Below are 12,768 nucleotides of genomic sequence, written 5' to 3'. Positions count from 1 at the left end.
CGGGATGGAGCAGCCTGGTAGCTCGTCGGGCTCATAACCCGAAGGTCGTCGGTTCGAATCCGGCTCCCGCAACCAACTAAACACCCTTTCGGGTGTTTTTTTGTTTCTGGCGTTCCAACTTTCTTATTTTATCGGACGACCTGTCGCCGCCCGCTTTCCTATCTTGGTGCTAACGGTGCGCCGTGGGCAAAATAGCCTTTAATCCCTGCCAGAATCGACTCCGCCACCTGACGCTGGAACGCTGCCGTACGCAGTTTGCGCTCCTCCTCCAGATTACTGATAAAAGCCGTTTCCACCAGAATGGAAGGAATATCCGGCGCTTTCAACACCGCAAAAGCCGCCTGCTCCACCTTCTTCTTGTGCAGATGATTAATTTTGCCCATATGTCCCAGCACTTCCTTGCCGAACTTCAGGCTGTCGTTAACGGTCAGGCTCTGTACCATATCGAACATAGTGTGATCAAGGTAGCGATCGCCGCTCATGCTGACGCCGCCGATCAGATCCGATTCGTTCTGCGTTTGCGCCAGATAGCGCGCGGCGGTGCTGGTTGCGCCTTTAGTCGACAGCGCGAACACGGAAGAGCCTCGCGCCGCCCGGCTGGTAAAGGCATCGGCATGAATAGAAACAAACAGATCGGCGCGTAATCTGCGCGCTTTTGCCACCCGCACCTTCAACGGAATAAATACGTCGTCGCTACGTGTCATATGCGCGCGCATATTGGGCTGCTTATCGATTAGCGCTTTCAACCGACGGGCGATTTTCAGCACCACGTCCTTTTCTTTGGTTTTATGCTTGCCGATAGCACCGGTATCTTCGCCGCCGTGACCGGGATCGATCATGATAATAATCGGACGATCCCGCCCCGCTTTGCCGGGCAACGGCGCGGAAGCGGGCTGGCCGCTTTCCAGCTCGCCTTTATTGTAATCCTGCAACAGCGCCAGCAGCGGATCGTCTTCATGGTTATGGCTGCGGTTTCTGGCCGGATAGAGATCCAGCACCAGGCGGTTTTTGATGCCGGCGACCGGATCGAGCGTAAAGACTTTTGGCGTCACGCTCTGCTTCAGCTCCAGCACCAGCCGCACCGTATGGCGATCGAACTGGCCGACGCGCGCGCTTTTAATATAGGGATCGTCGCTGCGCACCAGATGCCCGACCTGATGCAGGGTCTGATTCAGGTGCACGCCGGAGATATCCACCACTATGCGTTCAGGATGACTTAACGCAAACTGTTTATATTTCAGCGGAGTATTGGATTCCAGCGTGACGCGGGAATAGGTTGAAGACGGCCAGATGCGCACGGCCACAATATGGCTGCTTGCCGCCAGTCCCGCTTTGCTGACGCTCAGCAGCAGCGCTGCGCCAGCGCCCTGTAGCCAGCGACGTCGGCCGGGCGAAGGTAAATCAGACATGCCACTCCAGTAAGAAATTGCTGTTTTGTAAAGAAAAATAAAACCAAAAAACCACCAGGCGCAAAACTGTAGCGAATCCTGCTGCCGGTGTCACCCCCAAAAGCCCTTCACGGGCCGCAGCGTTAAGCTACGTTAAAGAGAAGGTTGAAAATTGGCACTTGCGCCCGCGCGATAAAAGAATAAAAATACATTTTTAGCGAATAATAATTCATAGAGGGTTTGCCGTGAAGGAACGGAGTACCGAGCTGGTTCAGGGGTTTCGCCATACCGTGCCCTATATCAATGCCCATCGTGGTAAGACGTTTGTCATTATGCTGGGCGGCGAAGCCATTGAGCATGATAACTTCTCAAGCATCGTTAATGATATTGGCCTTCTGCACAGCCTCGGCATTCGCCTGGTGGTGGTATACGGTGCGAGGCCGCAGATTGACGCCAATCTGGCGGAGCATCAGCTGGAGCCGGTTTATCACAAGCATACCCGCGTCACCGACGCGCAGTCGCTGGAGCTGGTCAAGCAGGCGGCAGGCCGTTTACAGCTGGATATCACCGCGCGCCTGTCGATGAGCCTGAACAACACGCCGCTCCAGGGCGCGCATATCAACGTCGTCAGCGGCAACTTTATTATCGCGCAGCCGCTGGGCGTGGATGACGGCGTGGATTACTGCCACAGCGGCCGTATCCGCCGCATCGATGAAGAGGCTATTCACCGCCAGCTCGACAGCGGCGCTATCGTGCTGCTGGGGCCGGTTGCCGTTTCCGTGACCGGCGAGAGCTTTAACCTGACCTCGGAAGAAGTCGCCACCCAGCTGGCGATCAAGCTGAAGGCGGAAAAAATGATCGGCTTCTGCGCGGAACAGGGCGTGACCGACAGCGAAGGCGCAATTATCTCCGAGCTGTTCCCGAACGAAGCGCAGCAGCGCATTATCGAGCTGGAAGAAGGCCATGACTATCTGTCTGCGACCGTGCGCTTTTTACGCGGCGCGGTGAAGGCCTGCCGCAGCGGCGTGCGCCGCAGCCACCTGATTAGCTATCAGGAGGACGGCACGCTGTTGCAGGAACTGTTCTCGCGTGACGGTATCGGTACGCAGATTGTGATGGAAAGCGCCGAGCAGATCCGCCGCGCCACCATCAACGACATCGGCGGCATCCTTGAGCTGATCCGCCCGCTGGAGCAGCAGGGCATTCTGGTGCGTCGCTCGCGCGAGCAGTTAGAGATCGAAATCGACAAATTTACGATTATCGAGCGGGATAACCTCACCATCGGCTGCGCGGCGCTCTACCCTTTCCCGGAAGAGAAAATCGGCGAGATGGCCTGCGTCGCGGTACACCCGGACTACCGCAGCTCGTCGCGCGGCGAAGCGCTGCTGGAAAGAGTGGCGCTGCAGGCGCGGCAGATGGGGCTGAAAAAGCTGTTCGTGCTGACCACGCGCAGCATTCACTGGTTCCAGGAGCGCGGCTTTACGCCGGTCGATATCGAAGAGCTGCCGGAAAGCAAAAAGCAGATGTATAACTACCAGCGCCGCTCAAAGGTGCTGATGGCCGATCTGAGCCATGCGCGGATGGCGTAGCGAAAAAGCTATGTACCTGCCTCCAGGGGACGATTAAATCAGCCGTGGAGGCAGTTGAACTCATCGCAGGTGTGGCGTAATATTTAACCAGTTATGCATTGACGACCCCGTCAATATTCCAGAGCAGGATTTAGCTATGTCGCCGCGTGAGCTTAAAGAAAAACAACATCAGGTCTATGCAGAGCGTATGAAAGCGCTTAACAAAGGCCAGCTTGCTCCTCAACCTTTGAGTGAAAAGCCCTGCTATAGCGCCAGTCGTAAGTCTTCTCGTCGGGCTAACGTTAGCTTTGCATAGTGAAAATAAACCCTCCTCGGGATGGTTATTTTTGTATTAATAATGATTAACTCAACTGCCTGATTTGCCTCACTGACTTTATTTTACTGAGCCCATCCGCTATCGACATCTTTTTTAATTTTGTTGGTTAACGCTATGGCAGAACTACACATTCCCACTTCTGAGCAGGTTTACCTACTGAATCATGAGCTGATAGCACATGCGAATGAACTACAGGATCCGGTAATTACGGTCGGCGGTCAGGCTGTTTTTTATTGGGCATCTTATTATCAGGAACTTTACCCCGCAACCGAGCAACCAGAAGAACGCGCACTTCGCTCTGTGGATATCGATTATGTTTCCAGAAAAAGAAATGTGATCGGTATAGGTAAAGCGCTTAATATCGAACCGAAATTTCAGGAACCTTTTACCCCTCCGTCTATCGCAATTTTTTCACTGATTGATCGAGACACGGCAAAGATAAAAGAGTTTGGCGGACGCCTGTTTTCTAATGCTGATATTCAATATCGTGAAAATATTATCGATATTATAGACAGGCCTTCCGGCTTTCAGCATGACGAGTTCACCGGTGAAAAGCTACTGTTAAACACAGAACCATTTATAACGCGTCATATAAAATCCGGCGTGCCGGAAAGCCATGATCTGGTCAGAGTGCTTAATCCTGTTGCCTGTATGAGATCGCGTTTCGCTAATATTGCCGAAAAAATCAAGCCCGATACAGAAACTGAAAGCCTTCGGATTAAGAGCCTGATGCTTCCCGTATTCTATTTTTTACTGGATAAGTTCGAGTTTGAGCACTTTCGTCACGCCAGACGCTTTTTAGACAGTTTCATCCAACTTACGCAGCACAGTGCCTGGCGACGTATCCAGACACGTCAGAATATCCCTCTCTATAAAATCCTCGAACAGCTTTATATATTTCTTAGTGCGAACAGAAAAGATTATGAGCTTGACGACAAATTTATCGATCGTGAACTTTGCAAAAAAGCCCGTGAAACCCGGGCTTTGTTTGAACGATTACAAAAAGTTAGCCGAACATCAGGTTAGCATTACCGAGCTGTTTAGTTGCAGAAAGAAGATGTCTGACAGGCATAACGTTGTAATGTCAGATTAAGCAAGTCAGCTATTTTCTCACTTTACCCCGCCAGCCGTTCCACCAGGCCGCTGCGGCGGCGCGTGCGCATCTTCACCGCGCTGTTCAGCACCTGATTATCCGCATACAGCGTCAGCCGCTCTCTGGCGCGGGTGATGGCGGTGTAAACCAGCTCGCGCGTTAGCACCGGCGCGAACTGATTCGGCAGCACCAGCAGCGTATGATCAAACTCCGAGCCCTGTGATTTATGCACGGTCATCGCATAGGCGGTTTCATGCGGCGGCAGGCGGCTTGGCTGCACGGCCCGAATGCTGCCGTCGGGCAGCGGGAAGAACACCTTCAGCGCGCCTTCCGCATCGTTCATCGCAATGCCGATATCACCGTTAAACAGCCCCAGCGCGCTGTCGTTGCGGGCGATCATTACCGGCCTGCCGATATACCATTTGCTGCCCGGCTGGCGCTGGATCAGCCGTTTTTTCTGCAAGGCGGCCTCAATACGCTCATTAAGTCCGAACACGCCAAACGGCCCCTCCCTCAGCGCACACAGCAGCTGAAAGCGGCCAAACGCCTCAATCACCCGGCGAGGTTCCGCCTGGTCGGCAATCTGCTCAAGATAGTCGCGATAGCCTGCCACGCTGGTGTCCAGCAGATGCTGATACTCTGCGCTGCTGCTCAGCGTAAAGCGGGTAATATCAGCAAAATCCGCGTTAAATACTTTTTCAACCTGATGGATATCGCCCGCGTTGACCGCCAGCGCCAGCTGCCCGATGCCCGATGAGGCGTCGAAACGGTAGCTTTTACGCAGCAGGCAAATGCTGTCGCGCACCGCTGGCGCCAGCTTGTCCTCCTGGCCTGCAATCTCGCAGCCGGTCAGGCGCATCAGCATTTCCGCGCGCTGGCTGCTGTAGCCGGACTCCGCGCAGCGGCAGATATCGCCGAGCACCGCGCCCGCTTCCACCGAGGCAAGCTGGTCGCGATCGCCCAGAAAGATCACCCTGGCGTGCGGCGGCAGCGCGGCGATCAGGCTCGCCATCATCGGCAAATCCACCATAGAAGCTTCATCCACCACTAACAGATCCAGATGCAGCGGATTGCCCGCGTGATAGCGCATCCGCTGGCTGCCGGGCACCGCGCCCAGCAGGCGATGCAGCGTGGTGGCCTCGGCAGGAAAACGCTGTTTTTCCGCTTCGCTGACTTCAAGCCGCTGCAACGCTTTGCCCAGGGATTCGGTCAGCCGCGCCGCCGCTTTACCCGTCGGGGCGGCCAGGCGAATACGCAGCGAGCCGGAAGAAAGCTCCAGCAGCGTCGCCAGCAGTTTGGCTACCGTGGTGGTTTTGCCCGTTCCCGGTCCGCCGGAGATCACCGCAATTTGCCGCGTGATCGCCACCGCTGCGGCGATTTTCTGCCAGTTATCCGGCTGCTCGCCAAAATGCCTGTCGAGCGCGCTGCGCAGCCGCTGTTCGTCAAAGGGCGTATGGGCTTCACGCACGATAAACTGCGCCACCTGCCCTTCCGACTGCCACATGCGATGCAGATAGAGCCGCTGCTGATGCAGTACCAGCGGCGTTGCCGTCGTGCCGTCGCCCACGGCCTGCGCCGATGACAGCAGGTGATGCCAGTCCGGCTCGCCAACGGCCTGCCACAGCTGACCGGCCAGCTCAGGATGGCGTCCGCCGAACAGCAGCGCTTCGCTGAGATGCGTCAGCGGCAGGCACACGTGCCCCTCGCCCGCTTCGGCGCTGACGCAGGCCGCAGCCAGCATCAGCGCGGGATGATCGTCGCCCGCCACCATGCGGGCGAACTGCACGTCCAGCGGACGCAGCAGTCGCGCCTCACAGGCGGAGAGCAGCAGTTGCGCTATGGCCATAGTTCCTCCTGAAATTCCCCGGCAAACAGCGCGTCGAGCGACTGCACAAAAGCCGCTTCCGGGCAGGTGCGGAAGATGCCGTTTTCACGCGCCGTACCGTCCACGCCGCGCAGGAAAAGATAGATAACGCCGCCGAAGTGGCGCTGATAATCGTAGTCAGCCAGACGATGACGCAAATAGCGATGCAGCGCCAGCGTATAAAGCTGATATTGCAGATCGTAACGGTGCGCGCGCATCGCTTCCGCCATCGCTTCCGGCGTGTAGTGCTCGCCCGACTCGCCCAGCCAGTTGGATTTATAATCCAGCAGATAATATTTTCCCTGCCAGCAAAACACCAGATCGATAAAACCTTTCAGCATTCCCTGCACCTGCTGAAAGTTAAGCGGCGGGCAGCCGGCCGACAGCGGATCGTAATGGCGCACCAGCCGATCCAGCTTTTCCGCCATCAGCATTTGTTTGATGGGCAGATAAAATTGCAGCTCCACCTGACGGCTTTCCGCCGGTAGCTGGCTCAGGCTGACGCCGGTTTCATTCAGCGGCGTGGTCAGCACGTTTTCCAGCCACTGTTTCATCACCGGCAGCCAGGCAAGGTCGTGCCCCTGTCCGGCAAGCTGTTCGCTCAGCCAGGCTTCATCCACCGGCTGGGTAAAGTCGAGGTTTTCAAACAGGCCGTGCAGAAAAGTGCCCGGCGCCGCGCCGCGAGGAAAAGTATGCGGCGTCAATTGCGCAGCCTGCTGGCTTTGCGCCTCGCCCGCCGCGTCAACGTCCAGGCGCGGCAGCAGATCCAGCGTGACGGAATGGCCGTGCTGCTGTAGCCCGGAATAGCTGGTCACCCGCCACTCGTCGCGCAGCTTGCGCGCCATCGCTTTGCTGCTGAGCGCGTGTAAGGCGTGCCGCTGCGGCTGCCAGGGAGCGCTTTCCGGCGTCTCCGCCAGCACGGTTTCTACCGCCTCGTTTTGCATTGTAAGCAGCTGCTCGCGTAGCGCGGTGGCGTCAGCCGGTTCGCCCTGCTGCAACAGCCAGCCCAGCGCGCTGCGGTGCAGATCGCTGTTGCCTTCTTTTTTACGGTTGCCTTTGATCAGCGGCGCAACGCCCACGCTACAGTGATGAACGGAGCGCGTCAGCGCCACATAGAGCAGGCGCAGATCCTCGGCCAGCCGCTCCTGTTCGGCCAGCTCAAGGCTTTCCTCGTCCTCGCGCAGATCCAGCAGCGCCTGATAATTCTGTCGATCGTGATAGATGCCCGTGGCCGCTTCGCGATAGTTGGCAACAAACGGCAGCCACACCAGCGGATATTGCAGACCTTTCGATTTATGGATAGTGACGATCTGCACCAGGTGGCGATCGCTCTCCAGCCGCAGCTGCTGACTGGCCGACTGCCCGTTGGGCTGCGCCACTTCCTGCGCCAGCCAGCGCACCAATGCGTGCTCGCTGTCGAGCGACGCGGAAGCTTCCTGCAACAGCTCGCCCAGATGCAGCAGATCGGTCAGGCGGCGCTCGCCGCTTTCCGAAGCCAGCAGGTTTTCCGCAATCTGCCGGTTGACCATCAGCTCGCGCAGCATCGGCAGCACGCCCCGCTTCAGCCAGCGCTGACGATAGTGGTCGAACTCATCCACCAGCGCATCCCATTTGCGCTCGTCCTCGCTCAGATCCTGCAAGGTCGGCGCATCCAGCCCGAAGATGCTGGTAGCGAGCGCGCTGCGCAGAATGCGTTCCTGCTCCGGCGCCAGCACCGCCTGAAGCAGCCACAGCATTTCACGCGCTTCCTGGGTGGCGAACACGCTGTCGCGGTTGGAAAGGTAGACCGAAGGAATATTCAGGGCGTTGAGCGCTTCCCGTACCAGCGCGGCTTCGCTGCGGCTGCGCACCAGCACGGTGACGTCCGAAGCCTGCACCGGCCGCAGCTCGTCGCCCTTGCCGATCTGCGCCGTGCCTTGCTGACCCGCGCTTAGCCAGCGGCAGATATCCGCCGCGCACTGGCGCGCCATAAACTGCTGATATTCCGTCACGCCCACGCCGTCGCCCGGCTGTAGCCAGAAGCGCAGCGCGGGCTGCTCCTTGCCCTCAACGGTAAAGCTCAGCGCGGCGTTGGGCGCGGCTGGCTCAACGCGAATAAAGGGAATTTCGCTGAACAGAAAGGGATCCTGCATGCGGGAAAAGAGCTGGTTAACGCTGTTAACCATCATCGGCGACGAGCGCCAGTTAGTTTCCAGCGTGTAGTGAGCGCTGACTTCCCCACGCGCTTTCATATAGGTAAAAATATCCGCGCCGCGAAAAGCGTAAATCGCCTGTTTGGGATCGCCAATCAGCAGCAGCGCGTTGTCGGGCTGCTGGCCGTAGATACCGCGGAAAATACGGTACTGCTGCGGGTCGGTATCCTGAAATTCATCAATCAGCGCGACCGGATAGCGGGTTCTGATCGCCTGCGCCAGCGCCTCGCCGCCCGGCTGCCGCAGCGCGCTGTCGAGGCGCTGTAGCAAATCGTCAAACCCCAGCAGCGCGTTCTGGCGCTTCTCTTTCTGGGTTGCCTGGCGGATTTCCTCCAGCGCGGTGGCGATCACTAAATCGCGCAGCGACAGCGGCTCGGCCAGAAAACGGTCGATCTCTTCGAACAGCGGATGCTGCGGCGGCTCGCCCTTTTTGGTTTTTTCATGCAGCACGCGCTGGCCAAAGCGTTCCAGCTCTTTGGGAAACAGATAGTCCAGCGTCTCCGCCATCGCCCACTGGTTCAGCTTGTCCAGCCAGTTAGGTAAGTGCTTACTGCTGTAGCTTCGCTTATCCACGCCCGATTGCGCGATCAGATCGTGCAAATTACCGGCCGCCAGCCAGGCCGCTTTCAGGCCGTCGATCTGCGCGATAATTTTGTCGTGACGTTCGCTAAAGGTTTCCTGCAAATCAAGCGGATATTTCAGCACCGGCGCTTCACCGTTCAGCCAGGGCAGCAGCGTGGTCAGCAGCTGCTCCGGCCCCTGCCACATCTGGGTCATTACCCGCGCTATCGGCAGCGGCAGCGGATAGCAGTAGCGGCGCCAGAAGTCGGCGGCGGCCTGACGGCGCAGCGGAAACTCATCCTCAATCAGCTGCTGCTCAAACAGCATGCCTGACTCAAAGGCGTTCAGGTTCAGCATGCGCTGGCAGAAGCCGTGGATGGTAAAAATCCCGGCGTCGTCCATCTGCCGTTCTGCGGCCAGCAGCTGCGCGGCCGCCTGCGGCAGGTCGTCGATTTCCGTCAGCAGCTGGGCCAGTACGCCGTCAGCCGTATATCCGCGCACGCAGGCGATACGCAGCCGGTGGATGTTTTCACGGATGCGGCCGCGCAGCTCTGCGGTGGCCGCTTCGGTAAAGGTCACCACCAGGATCTCTTCAACCGAAAGCGGCCGCCCGAACGACGCTTCGCCGCCCAGCCCCAGCAGCAGACGCAGGTAGAGCAGGCCGATGGTAAAGGTTTTCCCCGTGCCCGCCGAGGCTTCTATCAGCCTTTCGCCTTTCAGCGGCAGCGTCAGGGGATCGAGACGCTGGACCTTCATTTATCGCTTTGCACCGGAAAAGATTGCTGTAGCTTCGACACTTCCTGCCAGGTGGTAAAGCCCGCCGGCTTCGCATAGTCGGCCTTGTCGTGCTGGCTGCCGGAGATCTGCGACAGCAGCGTCAGGCCCTGCGGTTTGCTGACCGCATCGTGGAAAAAGGCCGCCAGCTTCTCTGGCGTCAGCGCCTGAATACGGGCAACCACTTTTTCACGGGTGTCGAAGCGGTAGTTCTGCCGGTTGAAATCTTTACTGTAGCGGCCCGCTTCTTCATCCAGCGTTTGCGGACGCTGCTTCAGCTCGTTGATCATTGCCGCCTGATACTGGGCGAAATCCTCTTTGCTCATCTCGCGCAGGCGCTTTTCCGCCGTCGGATAGAACGCCTCAAAGCGCTGCAGCAGATAAGCGGGCTGCTTAACGTTGCTTTGCAGCAGGAAGCCGATGCCCCACTGGCGACCAACCGGCATCTGGAAGGCGAATACCGCATAGCCAAGCTGCTCCTCAGTACGCAGCTGGTTATAGAACCACGGCTGCACAATCTGGCTGAGCATGGCGCTGCTGGCGATGCTGTCGAACTCTTCATAGCCGAGCGGCACGTACAGCGCGGCCAGCGCGGAATCGGTGCTGCTGCCGGCCTGTTGTAAATTGGCGTTTGCCGTTTTATCCACCGTCAGATAATCGCTGTGCCAGCTGCTCTGCCCTTCGCAGTTAAGCTGCGCTTTCAGCGTGGTCGCCAGCGCCTTGACGCTTTCCGGCGTCATATTGCCGACCACCATCAGCTCCGGCGTCGCTTTTTCCAACAGCATACTGCGGTAATTCTTCAGATCGGCCAGCGTAATACCGGCCACCAGCTTACGGCGCTCGCTGCGTTGGGTATAGGGCAGCTGCGACAGCATTTGCGCGGGCTGAATAGCCAGCTCGAAGGCCTTCCCTTTTTCGGCGGCGTCCAGACGCTCCAGATACCAGGACTTCGCCTGATCCAGCTGCTGCTGCGTTGGCTGATAGCTGGCGTACTGTTTCAGCAGCGTCTGCATCAGCTCCGGCAGGTGCTGAGTAAAGCCGCTGGCGTTAAAGGTTACGCCGTCGTTTTCGCTGGTGGAGAAGCTGATGCCGCCAACCGAAGCCTGCGAGTTCAGCTCGTCCAGTGCCTGGCCTGCCAGGTAGTCATTCATGCCGAACAGTACCTGATTTTTGGCGGTACTCATCGCCTCTTTATTCCGCAGCGCCAGCGTGATGTTGGCTTTGGGATCGTCCGCGTAAAAGCGGCTTGGCATATAAAACACGCGCAGGCCCGGCTGGTTAACCAGCGTCTGCGGACGGTCAACCTGCTGCGCCGGTTTAATCAGCGTGAAATCAGACGGGATATAGGGATTCAGCACGGGCAAATCCAGCGAAATAGCCGCGCTTTCCTTCTGCCAGGCGGCAAAACGCTCCGGCGTGATGCGATCGACCTGATAAGGCGCATTAACGAAATAGGCGGTCTTATTGTGCGGCTCGTTCGGGCTGATAAACCAGATCCGGGCGTTCTGCGGCGTCATGCCGTCCAGACGCGCTTTAATCGCCTGCGGATCGTAGCGATCGGCGATATAGGACGCGACCAGCGTGTCGGTAACCGGCACGCGCAGCATGGTATCCACCAGCCATTCGATATAGTCCATGTCACGCGTGATCGACGGATAGCGGAAGTCCAGATCCAGCACGTGCGCCATTTCATCAAAATAGCGTTTGTCGATGCCTTCGTTACGCAGCTTGTTCAGATAGCTGAACACGGCGGCCACCACCCGATCGCGGTTTGCCTGCCCCCGATCGGTCAGCGAAATAGAGATGGAAAAGACGCCGCCGTTGCGATCGATAACCGGATCGGCGCCGGCATCAATAGAATCGGCCAGGCCCTGGCTTTGCAGCCAGTCGGAAAGCGTATTTTTGCTGCGATTGCCGATCAGATAGGCGATTAGCGTATCGGTCTTGCTGCGAAACTGGTCGCTGTTATTGTCGATGCGAAACTCGATCCTGACCTGCTTGCGCGGCTGGGCCGGCACGTAGTGGATCACAATGCCTTTCTGCTGATCCGTCACCACCGGCACGGTAATCGCAGGCACTGCGGCATTGTGGTTCGCCACTCTGCCAAACGTAGTGGCCGCGATTTTTTGCAGTTCCGCCAGCGGCTTATTGCTGTAAATCACCGCTTTCATCAGGTTGGCCGAATAGTAGCGCTGATAAAAATCCTTCAGCGCATCGTGCAGCTTGCTGTCCGGTTTGTCTTTCAGCGTGTCCAGGTTGCCGCCGGAAAAAAGCGAGCTGGGATGGTCAGGATTCAGCGTTTCCGCGCCGACCTGCGCCATGCGCAAGCCGTCGCGCGAGCGCGCCATCGTCAGCTCGGCATTCACCGCGTGGCGCTCGCGATCGGCATTAACCGGATCCAGCAGCGGTTCGGCGATGGCATCCGCCAGCCGATCCACCGCCGGGGCCAGCGCATCGTTTTCCACTTCCAGGTAGAAAGCCGTGCGGTAGGACGCCGTGCTGGCATTGTGGCTGCCGCCGTGCTTTTTCAGGAACTCCGCCAGATTATCCGGCTGCGGATAGCGTTTTGACCCCATCAGCAGCATATGCTCAAGATAGTGCGCCAGACCCTGCTGGTTACGCGGGTTGTCCAGCGAGCCGATGGGCAGCGTCAGCGCCGACAGGGATTTTGTCGCCTGCGGATCGGAAACCAGCAGTACCGTCATGCCGTTGTCGAGTTTGATCGCCTGATACTGGCGCGGATCTTTTTCACTTTTGCGGATAGCTTCAGGGATCGGCTGCCAGCCTGACTGTGCCTGGCTCAGCGGACTCCAGAAGGTAAAAAGCAGAAACAGCGTGGTGAACCAGACTGCATAACGACGCATTCAAACTCCTCGACAATCTAACGTGCTTTCTGCGCCCCCGAAGCGGCGACAGCTAAACGACGACCCTAAAGACTCCGCTGGCTAAGAGCGGACAGAAAAAAAAGCGAAATGGGGTTATAAAGTAACA

Annotated in this window: 7 protein-coding genes; 3 read left to right on the top strand and 4 right to left on the bottom strand. The window is 57.9% G+C overall.

What is annotated here, in order from left to right; all coding sequences use genetic code 11:
• Positions 1-158 precede the first annotated feature (158 nt).
• A complete protein-coding gene (amiC, locus tag QCD69_RS14700) occupies positions 159-1,409 on the bottom strand; it encodes an N-acetylmuramoyl-L-alanine amidase AmiC (RefSeq protein WP_253458789.1) in 1,251 nt (416 codons plus the stop codon).
• 224 nt (positions 1,410-1,633) lie between these two features.
• On the opposite strand from amiC, the gene argA reads away from it, so the two are divergent.
• The 3 genes from argA (at position 1,634) to QCD69_RS14685 (ending at position 4,319) form a co-directional block, all read left to right on the top strand.
• Complete coding sequence (gene argA, locus QCD69_RS14695) at positions 1,634-2,977, top strand: amino-acid N-acetyltransferase (protein ID WP_253458786.1); 1,344 nt, start codon at positions 1,634-1,636, stop codon at positions 2,975-2,977.
• Between the two features lie 136 nt (positions 2,978-3,113).
• A complete protein-coding gene (locus tag QCD69_RS14690) occupies positions 3,114-3,272 on the top strand; it encodes a hypothetical protein (protein ID WP_301252550.1) in 159 nt (52 codons plus the stop codon).
• A 135-nt stretch (positions 3,273-3,407) separates the two neighbouring features.
• Complete coding sequence (locus QCD69_RS14685) at positions 3,408-4,319, top strand: hypothetical protein (RefSeq protein ID WP_301252549.1); 912 nt, start codon at positions 3,408-3,410, stop codon at positions 4,317-4,319.
• An 89-nt stretch (positions 4,320-4,408) separates the two neighbouring features.
• On the opposite strand, the gene recD is transcribed toward QCD69_RS14685, so the two are convergent.
• From recD to ptrA, 3 genes are read right to left on the bottom strand one after another with little or no spacing between them, the layout of a single operon-like run.
• On the bottom strand, positions 4,409-6,232 hold the full coding sequence (recD, locus tag QCD69_RS14680) for an exodeoxyribonuclease V subunit alpha (RefSeq protein ID WP_301252548.1): 1,824 nt from the start codon (positions 6,230-6,232) through the stop codon (positions 4,409-4,411).
• Positions 6,223-9,759, bottom strand: coding sequence for an exodeoxyribonuclease V subunit beta (recB, locus tag QCD69_RS14675; RefSeq protein ID WP_301252547.1), 3,537 nt, complete (start codon positions 9,757-9,759; stop codon positions 6,223-6,225). The genes recD and recB overlap by 10 nt, the downstream gene beginning before the upstream one ends.
• Positions 9,756-12,641: a pitrilysin gene (gene ptrA / locus QCD69_RS14670; protein ID WP_253458770.1), complete on the bottom strand. Its 2,886-nt coding sequence runs from the start codon at positions 12,639-12,641 to the stop codon at positions 9,756-9,758. The genes recB and ptrA overlap by 4 nt, the downstream gene beginning before the upstream one ends.
• Positions 12,642-12,768: the final 127 nt, after the last annotated feature.

This window comes from Erwinia sp. PsM31, assembly GCF_030433775.1.
Lineage (GTDB): Bacteria > Pseudomonadota > Gammaproteobacteria > Enterobacterales > Enterobacteriaceae > Erwinia > Erwinia aeris.
Note: the sequence above shows the minus strand (reverse complement) of the source record. Positions and strands in the feature narration are given on the sequence as shown.